The sequence below is a fragment of the Roseobacter sp. MH60115 genome (genome assembly GCF_015644665.1).
GTDB lineage: Bacteria > Pseudomonadota > Alphaproteobacteria > Rhodobacterales > Rhodobacteraceae > Roseobacter.
The window spans coordinates 205,198-225,692 of sequence record NZ_JADOBQ010000004.1 but is presented as its reverse complement, the minus strand read 5'-3'; the positions used below and the strand labels follow the sequence as shown (position 1 = coordinate 225,692).

Annotated in this window: 16 protein-coding genes; 11 read left to right on the top strand and 5 right to left on the bottom strand. The window is 60.9% G+C overall.

The features are described from left to right. Window positions 1–16: 16 nt before the first annotated feature. On the bottom strand, window positions 17–2,653 hold the full coding sequence (gene mutS / locus ISX84_RS14130) for a DNA mismatch repair protein MutS (protein WP_195821023.1): 2,637 nt from the start codon (window positions 2,651–2,653) through the stop codon (window positions 17–19). Between the two features lie 134 nt (window positions 2,654–2,787). Here mutS and ISX84_RS14125 point away from each other — a divergent pair, with 134 nt between their 5' ends. Further along, window positions 2,788–5,043 (top strand): NADP-dependent malic enzyme, encoded by a 2,256-nt coding sequence (locus ISX84_RS14125; RefSeq protein WP_195821022.1) that lies wholly within the window; start codon window positions 2,788–2,790, stop codon window positions 5,041–5,043. On the opposite strand, the gene msrA is transcribed toward ISX84_RS14125, so the two are convergent. After that, window positions 5,044–5,706, bottom strand: coding sequence for a peptide-methionine (S)-S-oxide reductase MsrA (msrA, locus tag ISX84_RS14120; protein WP_195821021.1), 663 nt, complete (start codon window positions 5,704–5,706; stop codon window positions 5,044–5,046). A 190-nt stretch (window positions 5,707–5,896) separates the two neighbouring features. Here msrA and ISX84_RS14115 point away from each other — a divergent pair, with 190 nt between their 5' ends. Beyond that, entirely contained in the window at window positions 5,897–6,592 is a 696-nt protein-coding gene (locus ISX84_RS14115) for an HAD family hydrolase (RefSeq protein WP_195821020.1), read from the top strand. 397 nt (window positions 6,593–6,989) lie between these two features. Here ISX84_RS14115 and ISX84_RS14110 read toward each other — a convergent pair whose 3' ends face one another. Next, the gene (locus tag ISX84_RS14110) at window positions 6,990–8,207 is read right to left on the bottom strand and encodes an argininosuccinate synthase (RefSeq protein WP_195821019.1); all 1,218 of its coding nucleotides are present in this window, start codon (window positions 8,205–8,207) and stop codon (window positions 6,990–6,992) included. Window positions 8,208–8,340: 133 nt separating this feature from the next. Between ISX84_RS14110 and ilvA the strand changes: the two genes are divergently transcribed. Further along, on the top strand, window positions 8,341–9,576 hold the full coding sequence (gene ilvA, locus ISX84_RS14105; RefSeq protein WP_195821018.1) for a threonine ammonia-lyase IlvA: 1,236 nt from the start codon (window positions 8,341–8,343) through the stop codon (window positions 9,574–9,576). 9 nt (window positions 9,577–9,585) lie between these two features. Next, entirely contained in the window at window positions 9,586–10,398 is an 813-nt protein-coding gene (locus ISX84_RS14100; RefSeq protein WP_195821017.1) for an SDR family oxidoreductase, read from the top strand. Here ISX84_RS14100 and ISX84_RS14095 read toward each other — a convergent pair. Then, on the bottom strand, window positions 10,395–10,727 hold the full coding sequence (locus ISX84_RS14095) for an Hpt domain-containing protein (protein WP_195821016.1): 333 nt from the start codon (window positions 10,725–10,727) through the stop codon (window positions 10,395–10,397). The genes ISX84_RS14100 and ISX84_RS14095 overlap by 4 nt on opposite strands. Window positions 10,728–10,879: 152 nt before the next feature. Here ISX84_RS14095 and ISX84_RS14090 point away from each other — a divergent pair, with 152 nt between their 5' ends. After that, window positions 10,880–12,160, top strand: coding sequence for a PP2C family protein-serine/threonine phosphatase (locus ISX84_RS14090; RefSeq protein ID WP_195821015.1), 1,281 nt, complete (start codon window positions 10,880–10,882; stop codon window positions 12,158–12,160). Here the strand turns inward: ISX84_RS14090 and ISX84_RS14085 are convergent. After that, complete coding sequence (locus ISX84_RS14085; RefSeq protein ID WP_195821014.1) at window positions 12,148–12,585, bottom strand: NUDIX domain-containing protein; 438 nt, start codon at window positions 12,583–12,585, stop codon at window positions 12,148–12,150. The two genes, ISX84_RS14090 and ISX84_RS14085, sit on opposite strands and share 13 nt — an antisense overlap. An 81-nt stretch (window positions 12,586–12,666) precedes the next feature. Here ISX84_RS14085 and hslO point away from each other — a divergent pair, with 81 nt between their 5' ends. The 6 genes from hslO (at window position 12,667) to ISX84_RS14055 (ending at window position 20,493) form a co-directional block, all read left to right on the top strand. Then, entirely contained in the window at window positions 12,667–13,656 is a 990-nt protein-coding gene (hslO, locus tag ISX84_RS14080) for an Hsp33 family molecular chaperone HslO (RefSeq protein ID WP_195821013.1), read from the top strand. Continuing rightward, complete coding sequence (locus ISX84_RS14075) at window positions 13,646–14,242, top strand: CoA pyrophosphatase (protein WP_195821012.1); 597 nt, start codon at window positions 13,646–13,648, stop codon at window positions 14,240–14,242. Before hslO ends, ISX84_RS14075 begins: the two co-directional genes overlap by 11 nt. Next, entirely contained in the window at window positions 14,218–15,390 is a 1,173-nt protein-coding gene (locus tag ISX84_RS14070; RefSeq protein WP_195821011.1) for a CCA tRNA nucleotidyltransferase, read from the top strand. The genes ISX84_RS14075 and ISX84_RS14070 overlap by 25 nt, the downstream gene beginning before the upstream one ends. A gap of 165 nt (window positions 15,391–15,555) precedes the next feature. Then, window positions 15,556–17,394 (top strand): ABC transporter ATP-binding protein, encoded by a 1,839-nt coding sequence (locus tag ISX84_RS14065; protein WP_195821010.1) that lies wholly within the window; start codon window positions 15,556–15,558, stop codon window positions 17,392–17,394. Then, window positions 17,391–19,223: an ABC transporter ATP-binding protein gene (locus ISX84_RS14060; protein ID WP_195821009.1), complete on the top strand. Its 1,833-nt coding sequence runs from the start codon at window positions 17,391–17,393 to the stop codon at window positions 19,221–19,223. The genes ISX84_RS14065 and ISX84_RS14060 overlap by 4 nt, the downstream gene beginning before the upstream one ends. Window positions 19,224–19,263: 40 nt before the next feature. Next, on the top strand, window positions 19,264–20,493 hold the full coding sequence (locus tag ISX84_RS14055; RefSeq protein WP_195821008.1) for a class I SAM-dependent RNA methyltransferase: 1,230 nt from the start codon (window positions 19,264–19,266) through the stop codon (window positions 20,491–20,493). Window positions 20,494–20,495 lie beyond the last annotated feature (2 nt).

The window sequence follows — 20,495 nt, the reverse complement described above, 5'->3', positions numbered from 1 at the left end:
AACAATGAAGACGCGGTCAGGATTTGGCCGCGTCTTTCAGTTTGTACAGCGCGTCCAGCGCTTGCCGGGGTGTGAGTTCGTCCGGAAGGATGTCGGCCAGAAGCGTCTCGACTTCGGATGTTTTCTGTCTTGGCGGCGCGGCGACCGGTGTTGTGGAGAAGAGCGGCAGGTCGTCGATCAGGGTTTTCTGGGTCGCGCCGCCTTCTCGTTCACCCTTTTCCAGTGCATCCAGAACAACGCGGGCGCGGGCGATCACTGGCGCTGGAAGCCCGGCAAGCTGTGCCACCTGCACACCGTAGGATCGGTCGGCGGCGCCCTTGTGCACCTCGTGCAGGAAGATCACTTCGCCTTCCCACTCCTTCACCGCAACGGTCGCATTGTCCACGCCTGCCAGTTTCCCGGCCAGCGCGGTCATTTCGTGATAATGTGTGGCGAAAAGTGCGCGGCTCTTGTTTACGTCATGCAGATGTTCAAGTGTCGCCCAGGCGATCGACAGCCCGTCATAAGTGGCTGTTCCGCGCCCAATCTCATCGAGAATCACCAGCGCCCGGTCGTCCGCCTGATTGAGGATTGCTGCGGTTTCGACCATCTCGACCATGAATGTGGAGCGCCCGCGCGCCAGATCATCCGAGGCCCCGACGCGGCTGAAGAGCTGGCTGATCAGCCCGATATGGGCGCTCTCTGCCGGTACGAAGCTGCCCATTTGTGCCAGCAGGGCGATGATCGCATTCTGCCGCAGGAAAGTGGATTTACCTGCCATGTTCGGACCGGTGAGCAGCAAGACGTTTGCCTGATCCGCCTCGGCGTTCAGATTGCAGTCGTTTGCGATGAACGGTTCGCCTGACTTATCCTTCAGCGCGCGCTCCACCACCGGGTGACGCCCGCCGCAGATATCGAACGCCCGCGTATTGTCGACCTTGGGGGCTGCCCAGTTTTCGGATACGGCCAATTCCGCCAGCGCTGTGGTCAGATCAAGTTCTGCCAAGCCACGGGCGGCTTCCGCAACGGGCCCTGCGGCCACCAACACATTTGCGCGCAGCACTTCGAAGAGGCGCTTCTCAATCTCCAGCGCCCGTGCACCGGCGTTGAGGATCTTTGTCTCCATTTCGGAAAGTTCAACCGTGGTGAAACGCACCTGGTTCGCGGTAGTTTGGCGGTGGATGAAGGTTTCCGACAGTGGCGGTGACAGCATCCTTTCCGCATGGGTCGCCGGCGTTTCGATAAAGTAACCCAGGACGTTGTTGTGTTTGATCTTGAGAGACGAAATCCCCGTGTTAGAGACGAATTCGGACTGCATCTGCGCAATCACACTGCGGCCTTCGTCGCGGAGTTTGCGGGCCTCATCGAGCTCTGCATCATGTTCCGGGGCGATGAAGCCACCGTCGCGGGTCAGGAGCGGAGGCTCGGCCACCAATGCTGCGTCCAGCTGATCGATCAGTGCATCATGACCGGACATGGCGCGCAGGGCCTCGGTCAGCAGCGGCGGTAACTCCGATGTTCCCAAAGACGCGCAGAGATTTTCCGCCTGAGACAAGCCATTTCGAATGGCGGCAAGGTCACGCGGCCCGCCGCGATCCAGTGACAGACGTGAGAGTGCGCGGTCCAGATCGGGCACTTTGCGCAGGGTATCGCGGGTACTGTGCCGCTCCTGTGTTTCCGAGACTGCCCAGCGCACGGCGGCCAGCCGGTTCTGCACCACGTCCAGAACCCTTGAGGGGCTGGAGAGCCGCCGTTCCAACAGGCGGGCACCCCCGGCAGTCACCGTTTTATCCATGACGGAGAGCAAGGAACCGGCGCGGCCCCCAGACAGCGCCTGGGTTAGTTCAAGGTTGCGCCGCGTGGCGGCGTCGATCTGCACCGTGCGGGCTTCTGCCTCTTTCTGGGGTGGGCGGAGCAGCGGCAGTTTGCCTTTTTGCGTGATCTCCAGATACTGCAGGATTGCGCCCATTGCGGCGATCTCGGCGCGGGTGAAACTGCCATAGGCATCCAGCGTTTCAACGTCGAAAAGATCGCAAAGGCGCTTTTCACCGCCCGCGCTGTCAAAGGCAGAGCGTGCAATCCCGGTCAGGGCGATCCCGAATTCCTCGACCATCTCACGCAGGTCCGCTTCGCGTGCTTCCGATACGATCAACTCTGACGGGGCCAGCCGTGCCAGTTCCGGACCCAGCCGCAAATCCGTCAGCGGCATCACGTGAAACGCCCCGGTGGAGATGTCGACCCAGGCCAGCGCCTGCGCATCGCGCACCTCGGCAAAGGCGGTCAGATAGTTGTGCCGTCGCGCTTCCAGCAGGGCCTCTTCGGTCAGTGTGCCCGGCGTCACCAGACGCACGACATCCCGCTTTACCACCGATTTAGAGCCGCGTTTTTTCGCCTCTGCCGGGCTTTCCATCTGTTCACAGACCGCAACGCGGAAGCCCTTGCGGATCAACGTCAACAAATACCCGTCGGCGGCATGCACGGGCACCCCGCACATGGGGATATCCGCGCCGTCGTGCTTGCCACGCTTGGTCAAGGCGATGTCCAGCGCCTCGGCCGCGGCCACCGCATCGTCAAAGAACATCTCGTAGAAATCGCCCATGCGGTAGAACAGCAGGGCATCCGCGTAACCGGCTTTCAGATCGAGATATTGCGCCATCATCGGCGTGACGGTCATGGGCACCCCCGCAGTTTCGGCAGACCTTACAAACGCGGGCGGGTGGGGAAAAGCCTCAAATGCTGCCTGCTTGAGGCTACCTGCGCGCTGGGCTAGAGGTTATGCGCTCGGAACTGCAGTAAAGGCCTTTTCTCATGTCCAAAAACCGCGTGACGCCCGAAGAGGCGCTGGCCTTTCACCTTGAGCCGACCCCCGGCAAGTTCGAAATCACCGCGACGGTGCCGATGACCACACAGCGGGATCTGAGCTTGGCCTATTCGCCTGGTGTGGCCGTGCCCTGCGAGGCGATCGCGGAAAATGCAGAGACCGCTTATGACTACACCAACAAAGGCAATCTGGTTGCGGTGATTTCCAACGGGACGGCGGTTCTGGGCCTCGGGAACCTTGGGGCGCTGGCGTCAAAGCCGGTGATGGAAGGCAAGGCGGTTTTGTTCAAACGCTTTGCCGATGTGAACAGCATCGATATCGAGCTGGACACCGAAGATACGGATGCGTTTGTTGACGCCGTCAAGCTGATGGGGCCGACCTTTGGCGGCATCAACCTTGAAGACATCAAGGCACCCGAATGCTTTATCATCGAACAGCGTCTGAAAGAGGAGATGGACATCCCCGTCTTTCACGATGATCAGCATGGGACGGCGGTGATCTGCGCCGCCGGTCTGCTGAATGCGCTGAAGCTGTCGGGCAAGAAAATCGAGGACGTGCGCATTGTGCTGAACGGGGCAGGAGCTGCGGGCATTGCCTGTCTGGAACTGCTGAAGGCGATGGGCGCCAAGCATCAGAACTGCATCATGTGCGACACCAAGGGCGTGATCTATCAGGGCCGTACCGAAGGTATGAACCAGTGGAAATCGGCCCATGCGGTGGCCACGGATCTGCGTACGCTGGAAGAGGCGATGAAGGGCGCGGATGTTTTTCTGGGTGTGTCCGTGAAAGGGGCGGTGACGCAGGATATGGTGTCCAGCATGGCCGATAATCCGGTGATTTTCGCCATGGCGAACCCGGATCCGGAGATCACGCCCGAAGATGCGCATGAGGTGCGGCCCGATGCGATTGTGGCGACCGGGCGCAGCGATTATCCCAATCAGGTCAATAACGTGCTTGGGTTTCCCTACCTCTTCCGCGGTGCGCTCGACATTAACGCGCGCGCGATTAATGACGAGATGAAGATCGCCTGCGCTCATGCGTTAGCCAATCTTGCGCGCGAGGATGTGCCGGACGAAGTGGCCTTGGCCTATGGCAAGAATCTCAGCTTCGGGCGCGATTACATCATTCCGACGCCGTTCGATCCGCGCCTGATCCACCGGGTACCGCCCGCCGTGGCGCAGGCGGGGATGAACACCGGGGCTGCCCGCCGCCCGATCATCGACATGGAAGCCTACGAGCTGTCGCTCAAGTCTCGCATGGACCCGACGGCCAGCATTCTGCGCGGCATCAATGCCCGCGCCCGCGCCAATCAGGCGCGCATGATTTTCGCTGAAGGGGATGATCCACGGGTTCTGCGTGCTGCGGTGATGTATCAGCGTGCCGGGTTCGGCAAGGCGCTGGTTGTTGGCCGTGAAGATGACGTGAAAACCAAGCTGGAGGCGGCAGGTCTGGAAGACGCGCATCGCCAGATCGAGATTGTGAATGCGGCGAACACCCAGCATCTGGAGACCTACAAGCAGTTCCTCTACGACCGTTTGCACCGGCGCGGTTTCGATGCGCAGGACATTCACCGGCTGGCGGCGCGCGACCGGCATGTGTTCTCGGCGCTGATGTTGCAGCACGGGCATGGGGATGGGTTGGTCACCGGGGCGACGCGCAAGTCGGCGCATATCCTCGACCGGATCAATCACGTCTATGACGCGGATAAGGACCATGGCGTTGCGGGCATCACGGCAGTGCTGCACAAGGGTCGGATTGTGTTCATCGCGGATACCATCGTGAACGAATGGCCCGACGAAGAAGACCTTGCCAATATCGCCGAACGCGCCGCCACGGTTGCACAGAACATGGGGTTGGAGCCGCGCGTGGCCTTTGTGAGCTTCTCGACCTTCGGCTACCCGGTCTCGGAACGGGCGGAGAAGATGGCCAAGGCGGCGGATGTGTTGGATCAGCGCGGCGTCAGTTTTGAGTACGAAGGCGAGATGACCGTCGATGTGGCGCTGAACGCGCTGGCGCAGGAGGCCTATCCGTTCTCCCGCCTGACAGGGCCGGCGAATATCCTGATCGTGCCCGCGCGCCATTCGGCGAGTATCTCGGTCAAGCTGATGCAGGAGATGGCGGGCGCCACGGTGATCGGACCGATCCTTGCAGGCGTCGACGGATCGATCCAGATTTGCTCCACCGTGTCTACGGCCAACGACATCCTGAACATGGCCGTGCTTGCCGCCTGCAAGGTCGGCTGATCAGCTGTTCACGAAAGGCGCGTCAGTGCCCCAGAGTTGCTTGACCCGCGCGTCGCGTCCGCAGGCTTCGCGATAGGCCTTGTAGGCTGAGGCCTGACGTTTCGGGCCAAACCGGGTGATCACCAGCTGACGGCCTTTATAATAGTCCTGGTGGTAGGCATCGGCGGGATAGAATTCCGCTGCATCAAGGATCGGGGTTACAACTTTCTGGCCGAGATCAGCAGTGGCCTTGGTTTTCGCGGCCTGTGCCGCTTGTTTTTCGGCCAGGGTGTTGGTGAAAATCGCGGTCCGATAGCTTTCACCCCGATCACAGAATTGTCCGCCCGCATCCGTCGGATCAACCGACCGGAAAAACAGATCGAGCAGGGTACGGCGGCTGACCACATCTGCATCGAAGGTGATCTGCACTGCCTCATAATGCCCCGTGCCACCCGAGGTCACCTGCTTGTAGGTCGGGTTCGCAACGGTGCCGCCGGTAAAGCCCGAGACGGCCTCCTTCACGCCTTTGACCTTTTCGAAATCGGCCTCGACACACCAGAAACAGCCGCCCGCAACCGTCAGCGTCTGCAGGTCCGCCGCATGGGCATTTTTACCCTGTGCAACAAAGCCAAGGGCGATCATCCCGGCAAGGGCAATGGATTTGAACGTTTCCCGTGTGAACATATCGCGTCTCCTTTGCGCAACAATCTGTCCAATCCAGATCGTTCAAACAATTCACGAGCTTGCGATGTCACGGGCAGGTGAAAACAGTTTACGGACTTGGCATTCCGGGGCGTGGTTTCTACGCTGTTCTGAAACATCTCATCGTGCCGGGCACGTGGGTTGAAACAAAACATGTGAAGGCAAGGCGCTGATGAAGATTGCGATGTGGTCGGGGCCGCGGAACCTCTCAACCGCGATGATGTACAGCTTTGGCGCGCGGTCGGATTTCACCGTGATGGATGAGCCGTTTTACGCGGCCTACCTCGCACAGTCCGGCGCAGACCATCCGATGCGCGAGGAGATCCTCGCAGCGCAGGCCACCGATCCGGATGAGGTTGCCGCCCTGTGCCGCGCGCCCTTTCCAACGCCGCATCTCTACATGAAACACATGCCGCATCACATGCTGGAGGGCTTCCCGCTCGACTGGGCGCAGGACTGTGTGAATGTGCACCTGATCCGCCACCCCGCGCGCGTCATCGCCAGCTATGCGGCCAAACGCGAGGCGCCCACGTTGGAGGACATCGGCTTTGTCCAGCAACATGCGCTCTATGAGAAACTGGGTGGCGTCGTGATCGACAGCACGGATATCCGCGCGCGTCCCGAACATATGCTGCGGGCTTTGTGTGACGCGATTGACCTGCCCTTTGATCCCGCGATGCTCAGCTGGCCCGCCGGGCCGCGCGCGGAGGACGGTATCTGGGCGGAACATTGGTACGGCGCGGTGCATCAGAGCACCGGGTTTGCGGGTGCGGAAGGTGAATTACCCGCGCTTGAGGGAAGTCTGGCCGATCTTCTGGATGCCGCGCAGCCTTACTATAGTGCGTTGTTTGAGCGTAAGATCAGCTAAGTGACTGAAATTGAGTCCAAATATTGAGAATTAACCCTTTGAATTTATTGATTGAATCTCGTACACTACGCTGTAGTATGAAAACAGGGCGGTCACCCCTGCAAGAGATAACCGCCCTGAACCTTACTTGCCCTTTCTGGGCTTTGAGTTTTTCACGGTCTCGACGACATGAGTTTTACTCCTGCGTCGGGCCGTGGCTACCGTAGTGAAACGACCAGTGATCGCGCTACGGCCTACCTTGCGAGTAGATTTAGCCATCTGGCATCACCTCCTTTCCCGGACTGTCGTCCGCCCTCATCAGACAACAAGTTGGGGTCGGCAGTGATTCTACTAATACATATGGTAGTGTTGGGGTTTATGTTGAGTCCAGAATATTCGGCCAGCTCTTCTAAGTTTACTACTTCAACCGACGATCCCGCGCGGCCAGTAGCTTCAGGCGCAGCGCGTTCAACTGGATGAACCCGGCGGCGTCTTTCTGATCGTAGGCGCCTGCGTCATCCTCGAACGTTACATGCGCTTCGGAATAGAGGCTGTGGTCTGACCAGCGGCCCACTGTCCGCGCGTGCCCCTTGTATAGTTTCAACCGCACAGTGCCGGTCACATGGGTCTGGCTGGCGTCGATCGCCGCCTGCAGCATCGTGCGTTCGGGCGAGAACCAGAAGCCGTTGTAGATCAGTTCGGCATAGCGCGGCATCAGCTCGTCCTTGAGGTGCATAGCCCCCCGGTCGAGCGTGATCGATTCAATGGCCCGGTGCGCCTCCAGCAGCAGGGTACCGCCCGGCGTCTCGTAGATGCCGCGCGATTTCATCCCGACAAAACGGCCCTCGACCAGATCGAGACGGCCGCAGCCATGCTTGCCGCCCAGCTCGTTTAGTTTTGTCAGGATCGTGGCGGGGGACATGGCAACGCCGTCGATGCTGACCGCGTCGCCTTTCTCGAACCCGACCTCGATGTATTCGGGTGTGTCTGGCGCATCTTCCGGGTTCACCGTGCGTTGATAGACATAGTCGGGCGCGTCCACGGCCGGGTCTTCCAGCACTTTACCCTCGGAGGAGGTGTGCAGCAGGTTCGCGTCGACGCTGAACGGCGCCTCGCCGCGTTTGTCCTTGGCAATGGGGATCTGGTTTTTCTCGGCGAAATCCAGCAGCTTGGTGCGGCTCGACAGGTCCCATTCACGCCAGGGCGCGATGACCTTGATGTCGGGGTTGAGCGCATAGGCGGCCAGCTCAAAGCGGACCTGGTCGTTGCCCTTGCCGGTGGCCCCATGCGCCACCGCATCTGCGCCGGTTTCTTCGGCAATCTCGACCAGACGTTTGGAAATCAGCGGGCGCGCAATGGAGGTGCCCAGCAGGTAGAGCCCTTCGTAGACCGCATTGGCCCGGAACATCGGAAAGACGAAATCGCGCACGAATTCCTCGCGTACATCCTCGATGTAGATCTCCGATGCGCCCATCTGCTCGGCCTTCTTGCGCGCCGGTTCCAACTCCTCGCCCTGGCCCAGATCGGCGGTGAAAGTCACCACTTCGCAGCCGTATTCAGTTTGCAGCCATTTCAGGATGATCGAGGTATCAAGACCGCCGGAATAGGCGAGCACGACTTTTTTGGGCGCGGACATGAGCATCTTCCTTCGTCACGAAATCCCGGCTGCGATATCGGGTTTTGACAGGGGCGGCAAGGTCGATGCGCGTTGACCGCCAGGGTCTGCGCGCCTACTGAACAGGGACCCTGCAGATATAAGGACCCGGTGGATGAAGGCAGATGCATTTGCACAGGCTGCACGCGCGGCGGAGCTTGAAATGCGCGCCGTGTTTCCGCCCACGCCTTTGTTGCGCAACGACCACCTGTCGGATCGCTATGGTGCCGATGTCTGGCTGAAACGCGAAGACCTCAGCCCGGTGCGGTCCTACAAGCTGCGCGGGGCCTTCAACGCGATGCGCAAGGTGATCCCGGCGCAGTCGCTTTTTGTCTGTGCAAGCGCGGGCAATCACGCGCAGGGCGTGGCCTTCATGTGCCGTCATTTCGGGGTGCGCGGGGTGATTTTCATGCCGGTCACGACACCCCAGCAAAAGGTGCAGAAAACGCGGATGTTCGGCGGCGATCACGTGGAAATTCGCCTTGTTGGAGACTATTTTGACCAGACGCTCAGCGAGGCGCAGGGGTTTTGCGCCAAGGAAGGTGCGCATTTCCTGTCGCCCTTCGACGATGAAGACGTGATCGAAGGGCAGGCCTCCGTTGCCGTGGAAATCGAAGCGCAGCTGGGCCGCGCGCCGGATCGGATCATCCTGCCGGTGGGCGGTGGCGGTCTCTCGGCCGGTGTGCGCAGTTTCTTTGGCGAGACTTGCGCCTATACCTTTGTCGAGCCCACCGGTGCGCAAAGTCTTGGATTTGCGCTGCGCGAAGGCGAACCGGTCGATGTCTCCCCGATCAACAGTTTTGTGGATGGGGCGGCGGTTGCCAAGCTGGGCGCGCGCACCTTTGCGCGGCTGCGCGGGGTCGACCCGGTGGACGTCATTCACCTGTCCGAAGACAGGATTTGCACGACGATTGTCGAGATGCTGAACGTCGAAGGGATCGTGCTGGAGCCTGCTGGTGCGCTGGCCATCGAAGCCCTGTCGGTCCTTGCAGAGCAAATCAGGGGCAAGACTATTGTCTGCGTGGCCTCCGGCGGGAATTTCGATTTTGAACGTCTGCCCGAGGTGAAGGAGCGGGCGCAGCGCTATTCGGGGATAAAGAAGTACTTCATCCTGCGCATGCCGCAGCGGCCCGGGGCGCTCAAGGAGTTCCTGTCCATCCTGGGGCCGGATGACGACATCGCCCGGTTTGAATATCTCAAGAAATCCGCGCGGAACTTCGGCTCGGTTCTGATCGGGATTGAAACCACCCGTCCGGAAAACTTCAACCGGTTTCTGGCGGAGCTGGATGCGGCGGGCTTTACCTACACCGACATCACCAACGACGAAACACTAGCGCAATTCGTCATTTGAGAGGCGATAATGGAGCTTGACGGCAAAATAGTTGTTATCACCGGGGGTGCCAGTGGGATCGGCGCGGCGCTGGCGCGCGCCCTTCAGGCAAAGGGCGCGCGGGTCGCCATTGCGGATCGGGATGCGGCGGGGGTCAGGAATGCGGCAGAAGAGATGGGCTGTCTTGGGCTCACCTGCGATGTGACTGTCGAAGCGGAGATCGAGGCTTGCATTCGCGATGCGACCACGGCGCTGGGCCGGATTGATGTTTTTGTCTCTAACGCAGGTGTTTTTCGCGGTCAGGAGGGGCACGCCGCATCCGCCGCCGACGCGGTATGGATGCAAAATTGGATGGTGCATGTCATGGCACATGTCTACGCCGCGCGATGCCTGCTGCCGGATATGCTGGCGCGGGGGGCGGGGTATTTTGTGAATATGTCCTCAGCTGCCGGTCTGCTCAACCAGATCGGGGATGCGGCCTATTCTGCCACGAAACACGCCGCGGTCAGTTTCGCGGAATCTCTGGCCATCAGCCATGGGGCGCAGGGCATTGGCGTGTCGGTGGTGTGCCCGCAATATGTGGCGACCCCGCTGATTGGCATGACCGCCCCGGACGCAGAGGCGCGACCGGCGTTACTGACAGCCGAGGAAGTGGCGCAGTCGATTGTTGCCGGTGTTGAGGACGGCCAGTTTCTGATCCTGCCCCATGCAGAGGTGGCGCAACATGCGCAGCGGCGGGCGCAGGACCACGACCGGTGGATCGACGGTATGCGCCGCCTGCAGCAGAAATCGGTGTCCGAATTGGGCGACGCTCACCAAGCAGAGCTTTACCGGTTGGATTAACTGGCAACCTTGGTCTGCAGATCGGTGAGGAAGGATTGCCGCGACTGGGCGTAGCATTGCAGGATTTCGTCGAGATCGACCATTGGGGTTGCTGATTGCGCCGCAGCGCTTTCCCCGGCGTGGCACAGATCAGAAAACGACCGGAATCCGAGGCTGAGCGCGCTGCCTTTCAGGAAGTGAAGCTTTTCCTCAAGATCGTCATGCTGCTTTTGTGCGGCAAGCGCGTCAATGGCTGCATCCACCTCGTCCAGGAAGAGCTCAACCACCTCCTCGAAATCTTCCGCACCAACTTCTTCTTTCAGCGTTGCCACTCTGTCCCAGTCGATCATGACCGTACTCTCCGACCAATGTGAACCGTCAGTGTCGCCAAAAAGGGCTAACAGTTGGTGTGCAGCGCCTGGTTTTTATCGCAAACTTTAGATTTCATCACACCTTAAGCTTTCGCGGCGTAAACAGCGTGCACTCCAGTTTCGAGCATTAAATGGCGAATAAGTTACTTCTTCCGGAGACCGATAAGCTGTCCGATCCTTCGGACGGCCCCAGACTCGTTCTGGTCGTCGATGACAGCCGGTTGCAGCGTAAAATCCTGTCCAGCTCGCTCAAACGCTGGGGATACCGGGTGGTGGAGGCGGATTCAGGCGAGGCTGCTTTGGCGGCCTGCAAAATTCGCGCGCCGGATCTGGTGTTGAGCGATTGGATGATGCCCGGGATGTCCGGGATCGAGTTCTGCAAGGCCTTTCGCGAGATGTCGGGCGAACACTATGGCTATTTTATCCTGCTGACCTCGAAGAGTGAAAAAAACGACGTGGCCGAAGGATTGGACGCGGGCGCCGATGATTTTCTGACCAAACCGGTGGATGGCCATGAATTGCGCGCGCGTATGACCGCCGGGACCCGCATTCTGGAAATGCAGCGGGAACTGACGCTGAAGAACCGCGTCATTACCGACACGCTGGACGAATTGCAGCGGCTTTACGATTCCCTCGACAGCGATCTGATTGAGGCAAAACAGCTTCAACAGTCGCTGGTGCGCGAACGGTTCAAAACCTTTGAGGGTGGGGATCTGTCCCTCCTGCTGCGCTCCAGTGGTCATGTGGGCGGCGATCTGGTCGGGTTTTATCCTGCCGCGCCCGGGCACCTTGGCCTCTATTCCATTGATGTATCAGGCCACGGGATCAGTTCCGCGCTGATGACGGCCCGACTGGCGGGGTATTTGTCGGCCAGCGCGCTGGACCAGAACATCGCGCTGGAGAAAACAGAAGACGGGTACAGGTCGCGACCGCCGGATGAGGCTATCGAGACGCTGAACGAGCTTGTTCTCGATGAAATGGAAACCGAACACTACTTCACTCTGATGTTGGCTGATGTTGATCTGAAGACCGGCAAAGTGGTGCTCGGGCAGGCAGGCCATCCGCACCCGGTTATTCAACGCGTGGACGGCACGATGGAGCAGGACGGCACGGGCGGCTTTCCGGTCGGCCTGATGTCCGGTGTGACGTTTTCGAAGTTCGAGATGCAGCTGCACCCCGGTGACAGGCTGATGATCTTCTCGGACGGGATAACGGAATGTCCGGACGGTTGCGGCGCCCTGATCGGTGAGGAGGGGTTGGAGGAAATCCTGGACGGGCTGGGCGAGGTCAAAGGCCCAGACCTCTTCGACTCGCTGGTCGCGTCGCTGACGGAGATCTCCGGTCTGTCGGAGTTCCCGGACGATGTCTCAGGTGTCCTCTTTGAATTTACCGGACAACATCAGGAAAAATAGCGCGCAAGAAACAGGCGATCCCCATCGTTGCCCAAGGCGTCCACGGCATCCTGCGCGGACAGAACCAGCGTTTCGTGATCCGGTTCCGACGGCGCGGTCATACAAAACACCGGACGCGCGACATAGATATGGCAGATCTTTTCCGCCATCATGTCGTACTCGGGCATATAGACGAACCGGCGAAACGCGCCCAGTTTCCGAGGGTTTGCAATGCGCCAGCCGGTCTCTTCCATCACCTCGCGGTGCAGCGCCTGCACCGGGCTTTCACCCGGATCAATACCGCCGCCAGGCAGTTGGATATCCACCCTCTCTCCCATCTGAGCGGTCAATAAAACAGAGCGTTCAAGGGGCAGGATGGCATAGGCGCCGGGCCGTGCAACATATCTCTGGTCTGCACGGGGTGCATGGCCGACGCGTCTTATCATTCTGGCTTGCCCTCTTTTCAACCGACCCAAGACGGTTATATGGAGCCGGTATGCCAACCCCTTGGCGATAAGGAAACCCCAATGACACTCGGACACCAGATCGCGTGGGACGATACGGTCCTGCCTTTCCAACTTGATGCCAGCGACATCCGCGGCCGTGTTGCGCGGCTGGACGGGGCGTTGAATGGTATTCTGAAACAGCATGATTACCCGCCGCAGGTCGAAGCCTTGGTGGCCGAGATGGCGTTGCTGACTGCCTTGATCGGACAAACGATCAAACTGCGCTGGAAACTGCAGCTGCAGGTCCAGTCCAAGGGCGCGGTGCGCATGATTGCCACGGACTACTACGGTCCCGAGGTCGAAGGCGAACCCGCGCGGATCAGGGCCTATGCGAGCTATGATGCGGATCGGCTGACCGATGCGGCTCCGTTCGATCAGGTCGGCGAAGGGTATTTTGCGATCATGATCGATCAGGGTAAGGGCATGACCCCCTATCAGGGCATCACGCCGCTCGAGGGCGGATCGCTTGCGGCCTGTGCAGAGACGTATTTTGCGCAGTCTGAACAGTTGCCGACGCGTTTCTCGCTGAGCTTTGGGAAATCGACCGAACCCGGTGTGGCCGAGCATTGGCGCGCCGGGGGCGTCATGCTGCAGCATATGCCCAAGGCCTCGCCCTTTGTGGCCGAGGGCGACGGCAACGGGGAAACGCTCACCGCGGCGGATCTGGTGCAGGACGACGAGGCTGAGAACTGGAACCGCGCGAACATCCTGCTCGACACAGTTGAAGAGATCGAGCTGATCGGTCCGACGCTGGCGCCGAACGATCTGTTGCTGCGCCTCTTTCACGAGGAACAGCCGCGGGTTTTTGACGCGCAAACCGTCCGGTTCGGGTGCACCTGCTCGGAAGATCGCGTGCGTCAGAGCCTGTCGATCTATTCGGCGCGCGATATCGAAAAGATGACCACCGATGCGGGGCGCGTCACGGCGGACTGCCAGTTCTGCGGTGCCCATTACGATCTGGACCCGTTGTCCGTCGGGTTCGAAGCTGAAAAAAGCGGCGATGACGCCTGATCTGGAAACGCTGCGCGCGGCGCTGGGCCGTCCCGGTCGCTCCTCGTCTGACTTTGACCTGAACCCGGAGACGGTTCTGCCCGCCGGGCGCAAATTGCGTCCGGCGGGTGTTCTGGCGCCCATCGTGGCACAGGACGACGGGCTGCATCTGCTGCTGACCAAACGCTCCTCCGCGCTGAAACACCACCCGGGTCAGATTGCCTTTCCGGGCGGCAAGCAGGACGAGGGGGATGCGGATGTCACCGCCGCCGCCCTGCGTGAAGCGCATGAGGAAATCGGACTGCCGTCTGATAATGTCCAGGTGCTCGGCACACTGCCCGCGCATGAAACGGTCACCGGGTTCATTGTCACGCCAATCATCGGCCTTGTGACAAGCCCTTTCGAGATTGTGCCCGAGCGGGGAGAGGTGGAGGAAGTTTTCTCCGTGCCGCTGACCCATGTGATGACGGAGGCGAATTACGTGATCCAGTCGCGCCGGTGGCGGGGGCAGCAACGATCCTATTTCGCGGTGCCTTACGGCCCCTATTACATCTGGGGCGCAACTGCGCGTATGTTGCGGGCATGGACCGACCAGATTTCGCAATAGTCCCCGCAGAAACCCCCTGGCTGACCGACCCGGCGGTGCGGGCCGTCTGTGAGGCCTTGGGTGTGGATCAGGTTTTCATGGTCGGCGGCTGCGTACGCGATGCGGTGTTGCGGCTCGATGGGTCGGACGTCGATATGTCCACCGCTCTGACGCCGCAGGAGGTGGTGCGGCGGGCGGCGGCGGCGGGGCTGAAAACCGTGCCCACCGGGATAGATCATGGCACGGTCACCGTCGTCGCGCAGGGCACCGGTTTTGAGGTCACCACCTTCCGGCAAGATGTGGACACGGATGGCCGGCGCGCCACGGTCGCCTTTTCAACCGACATCGCCCAAGACGCGCGGCGCCGGGATTTCACGCTTAACGCGCTCTATGCCACCCCGGAGGGTCGGATTATCGATCCGCTGGGTAGTTTGCCGGATTGTCTGGCGCGGCGCATCCGCTTCATTGAAAACGCGCAGGACCGCATTCGCGAAGACTATCTGCGGGTGTTGCGGTTCTTTCGGTTTCATGCCTGGTACGCGGACCCCGAAAACGGGTTCGACGCCGAGGCTTTGGATGCGATTGCCTCCAACACCGATGGGTTGGAGAGGTTGTCGGCAGAACGCGTGGGCATGGAGATGCGCAAGCTGCTGGCCGCACCCAATCCGGTGCCTGCTGTCGCCGTGATGCATCAGTCGGGCGTTCTGTCCCGCGTGTTGCCGGGGGGGGATCCAACCCTGCTGGGGCCGGTTGTGCATCTGGAAGAGCGGTTGAACCGCCGCCCCGACTGGCGCCTGCGCCTTGCAGCACTGGGCGGTTCCGATGTGCGGGACCGGCTGCGGCTCAGCAGCAAGGACGCCAAAGTGTTGGCGGCCTTGAAAACCGCCATGGGCGAGATGACGCCAGTGCCTGAAATCGCCTACCGGCAGGGGTTCGACATCGCCGCCTCAGTGGTCATTCTGCGTGCGGCTTTGGCCAATCAATCGGTGGACTTGGACGCTCTTGAACCTTTGAAAACAGCGGCCAGCGCCCGGTTTCCCATACGCGCGCAGGATCTGATGCCCGCCCTCAGCGGCAAGGCGTTAGGGGCGCGGCTGGAAGCGCTGGAACAGCGCTGGATCGCGTCTGACTTCCGGCTCACACGTGAAGAATTGATGACATCGGAATGAAGTGGTCGACAAGCCGCCACATCTTTTGTACATACAAATCATCAAGACGGAGGAATACGAAATGTATCGTGGGATTTGGTTCAACTGACTTTGTCATAACCACGCTCCTGAAGGCCTGCTCCGCAGTGCCCGATCATTTCGAATTTTCCGACGAAGGCCCCCACCATGTTCCGTTTCTTTGAACGTCTTGTAGACCCCTATTGCCCCTATACAGAGACAAATAACCCACCGCAGACGCTGTGGCCGTTCATGCTGCAATACGCCCAGCCGTTCAAAAAGGTCTTTGTCTGGGCAGGCATTATGTCGGTCATTGTGGCCGCGATTGAAATCAGCCTGATCTTTTACATGGGCCGCGTCGTCGACGTGCTGGAGGGTGCGCCCGAAACCGTCTGGGAAACCTATGGCACCGAGTTGATTCTCATGGCCATTTTCATCCTGACCGCGCGGCCTCTGTTGCAGGCGCTGGATGTCTTGCTGCTGAACAACGCGATTCTGCCGAATTTCGGCACGATGATCCGCTGGCGGGCACATCGGCAGGTGTTACGGCAATCGGTGGGCTGGTTCGAGAACGACTTCGCCGGACGGATCGCCAACCGGATCATGCAGACACCGTCCGCCGCGGGGGAGGTGGTGTTTCAGGTCTTTGACGCGATTTCCTTCTCGCTGGCCTATCTTCTGGGGGCGGCGATCCTGTTGTCATCCTCTGATCCACGGTTGCTGATCCCGTTGCTGGGGTGGTTCCTGCTCTACGGCCTATTGCTGCGGTGGACCATCAAGCGGGTGGGTCCGGCCTCGCAGGCGGCCTCCAACGCGCGGTCGGTTGTGACCGGACGTGTGGTTGACGCCTATACCAACATTCATTCGGTGAAGATGTTCGCGCATCATGAGCAGGAGCTGGACTACGCCAAAGAGGCTATCGAGGAGACGCGCAAGACCTTCCAGGTCGAGATGCGGATTTTCACGATCATGGATGTCTCGCTTGTCCTGCTCAACGGTCTGCTGATCGTCGGCGTTGTAGGCTGGGCTATTCTGCTGTGGATGCAAGGGACCACCAGTGTGGGTGTTGTTGCGGCGGCCACGGCCTTGACACTGCGGCTGAACGCCATGACGGGCTGGATCATGTGGGCGCTGACCACGTTTTTCCGCGAGTTCGGCGTGGTGTCCGAGGGGATGGAGACCATTGCGCAGCCCGTGACCCTGACCGATGATGAGCACGCGACGCCACTGAAACTGACCGATGGCACCATCGAGGTCAAAGGTCTGTCGCATCACTATGGGCGCGAGTCCGGCGGGTTGGACGGCATCGATCTGACCATCCGGCGGGGCGAAAAAATCGGCCTCGTGGGCCGGTCCGGTGCCGGGAAATCGACGCTGGTGAAGCTGCTGCTGCGGTTCTATGACCCGGAGAGAGGGCAAATCCTGATCGATGGTCAGGACATCACCAAGGTTCAGCAGGACACGTTGCGTCTGGCGATTGGCATGGTGCAACAGGACAGCTCGCTTCTGCATCGCTCGGTGCGGGACAACATCCTCTACGGACGTGTGGATGCGACCGAAGAGGACATGTATTCTGCCGCCCGGCAGGCACAGGCGCATGAATTCATCCTCGATTTGGAGGACCCGCAGGGCCGCCGGGGCTATGACGCGCAGGTGGGCGAACGCGGCGTGAAACTGTCGGGTGGTCAGCGGCAGCGGGTTACGCTGGCGCGGGTCATTCTGAAAAATGCGCCGATCCTGCTGCTGGATGAGGCGACAAGCGCGCTCGACAGCGAAGTGGAGGCGGCAATTCAGGATACGCTCTATGGCATGATGAAGGGCAAAACCGTGATCGCCATTGCCCACCGCCTGTCGACCATTGCCCAGATGGACCGGATTCTGGTGCTTGATCAGGGGCGCATTGTCGAAGATGGCAGCCATGACGCGCTTTTGGCCCAAGGCGGACTATATGCAGATTTCTGGGCCCGGCAGTCGGGCGGATTTCTGGCCATTGAGGAGGCGTCGTGAAGATATCGGACTGGATTGACGCCTTCCGGCCCGCGGAAGGCCCACCACCACAGACGCTTGGCGCCTTCATGCGGTGGTGCCTGAGCGGGTCCTGGCCTGCGCTCTGGCTCGCCGCTTTCCTCTCCGCCGCCGCCGGGGCGATGGAGGCGGGCACGGCGCTGATCCTGGGCCTTGTCATTGATGCCACGGCGAGCGCTGGGCCAGAGGCGTTTTTTGACGGTCGGAACATCGGGATGATCGTCGCGGCGGTGGCGTTTTTCATGGTGGCGCGGCCGATATTCTTTGGTCTCTCGGCCTCGGCCAATGCGATCATCGTGCAGCCCAATGTGAACCCGCTGGTCCTGTCGCGCCTGCATCGCTGGACGCTGGGGCAGACGGTTGGGTTTTTCGACGATGATTTCGCAGGCCGGATCGCGCAGAAGCAGATGCAGGCGGCGCGCGCCGTCACGGATGTGGTGTCCGAAGCCATCAACGTCGTGGCCTTTGCGCTGGCCTCGCTGGCCGGGTCGGTGCTGCTGTTGCTGGCGATTGATCCGCGCGTGGCGCTGGGGTTTGCCGTCTGGCTGGTGCTTTACTTTGCCATGATCAACTGGTTCCTGCCACGCGTCCGCAAACGCTCCGCCGGGCGGGCGGGGGCGCGGGCGATGGTCTCGGGCCAGGTGGTGGACACGATCACCAACATCAAGACGGTCAAGCTTTTTGCCCATGCGGATCACGAAGACCGCGCCGCCCTTGGCGCGATGCAGACCTTTCGCGCGCGGGCTTTGGAATTCGGATACCTCGCTGCGGGCTTTCGGTTTTCGCTGATGACGCTGGCCGGGTTGCTGCCCGTGCTCCTGCTGGGCGGCACGATCCTGCTCTGGCAATCGGGGCAGGCGAGCCAGGGGGATATCGTGGCGGCAGGTGCAGTGGCCATCCGCATCGCGCAGATGACCGGTTGGGTCAGTTTCACGCTGATGGCGATCTACTCCAACATCGGCGAGATCGAAGACGGCATTCGCACGCTGACCCCGCGCAACCGTGTCGAGGATGACCCCGAGGCCAGCGCCTTACAGGTGCCTGACGGGCAGATCGTGCTGCGCGATATCGGCTTTGCCTACGGGCGGGACACCGGCGGCGTGCGGGACATCAATCTGACCATCAAGCCCGGCGAAAAGCTGGGGATCGTTGGCGCCTCCGGTGTGGGTAAATCGACGTTGGTGGCGTTGCTCTTACGGCTCTACGATGCCGAAGAGGGTGCCATCGAGATCGACGGGCAGGATGTTACCGCCGTGACGCAGGAAAGCCTGCGCCGCAACATCGGGATTGTCACGCAGGAAACGGCCATGTTCAATCGCTCCGCGCTGGACAACATCATCTACGGGCGGCCTGACGCGGGTGAGGACGCGGTGATCGAGGCGGCAAAAAAGGCCGAAGCGCATGACTTCATTGTCGATCTGGTCGATCACCGGGGGCGCACCGGCTATGACGCGCATCTGGGTGAGCGCGGCGTGAAGCTTTCGGGCGGGCAGCGTCAACGGATTGCTCTGGCGCGGGCGATTCTCAAGGACGCGCCCATTCTGGTGCTGGACGAGGCGACAAGCGCGCTGGACAGCGAGGTTGAGGCCGCGATTCAGGCCGCACTTGAGCGTGTGATGGACGGCAAGACCGTTCTGGCCATTGCGCACCGCCTGTCGACGCTCACCGAAATGGACCGGATCATCGTCATGGATGACGGGCAGATCGTCGAGAATGGCAGCCATGAGGAATTGCTGGCCAAAGGTGGGCTCTACGCGCAGTATTGGGACCGGCAATCGGGTGGGTTCATTCGGACACAGGCTGCGGAATAGGGGCTTTTGCGCGGGCTGATCCTGCCGTAAGGCAGGCGGCATGACGGAATTCGTGATTAAGCATTTGGGTCTTCAGGGCGATGGCGTGGCCGAGGGCCCTGTTTTTGCACCGCTGACCCTGCCGGGGGAAATTGTCACCGGGCGGTTGGAGGGGTCCTCCTTGCAGGATGTGAAGGTCCTGACCCCCTCTGACCGCCGTGTTGCCCCTCCCTGCCGCCATTTCAAATCCTGCGGCGGCTGCCAGCTGCAGCATGCGGATGATGATTTTGTCGCCGCGTGGAAGGTCGATGTGGTACGGCGTGCGCTGGAAGCGCAGAGATTAGAGACTGTTTTCAGGCCGATCCAGACGTCGCCCGCCCAGTCCCGCAGACGCGCGGGCTTTGCCGCGCGGCGCACCAAGAAAGGGGCCTTGGCGGGGTTCCACGGGCGCGCGTCTGATACCATTGTGGCCATTCCGGATTGTAAATTGGTGGCGCCGGAGGTGCTGGACGGGATGGCCGTGGCTGAGGCGCTTGCCGGTATCGGTGCCAGCCGCAAAACGCCACTTTCCGTCATGGTCACGACAACCAAAACCGGCCTCGATGTGGCGGTCAGCAATGGCAAACCGCTGGACGGCCCCTTGCGTCAGCAGCTCGCGGCGATCTGCGATCAGATGGGGTTGGCGCGTCTGACGTGGGCGGATGAGGTTGTGGCGATGCGCACCCCGCCGGTGCATAGTCTGGACAGTATCGACATCACGCCGCCACCGGGTGCCTTTTTGCAGGCCACGGCCCATGGAGAGGCGGCACTGCTGGCCGCCGTGCAGGAGATCACCGACGGGGCCACGCGGATCATTGACCTCTTTGCAGGGTGTGGGACTTTTGCCTTGCCCTTGGCGCGGACCGCCGAAGTGCATGCGGTGGAGGGCGCGTCCGAGATGATCGCCGCACTGGATCAGGGATGGCGCAAGGCCAAAGGGCTGAAACAGGTCACGTCCGAAGTGCGCGACCTGTTCCGGCGGCCGCTTTTGCCGGACGAGATGACAAAGGCACAGGCGATTGTGCTGGACCCGCCGCGCGCGGGCGCGGAGGCGCAGATCATTGAACTGGCAAAGACAACAACCCCTCGCATCGCCTATGTATCCTGCAACCCGGTGAGTTTCGCCAGAGATGCGAAGGTCCTGCTAAACGCGGGCTTTACGCTTGATTGGGTACAAGTGGTCGATCAATTCCGCTGGTCGGCGCATGTAGAGCTTGCCGCCAGCTTCACCGCCCCCCATATGCGCGGATAGCT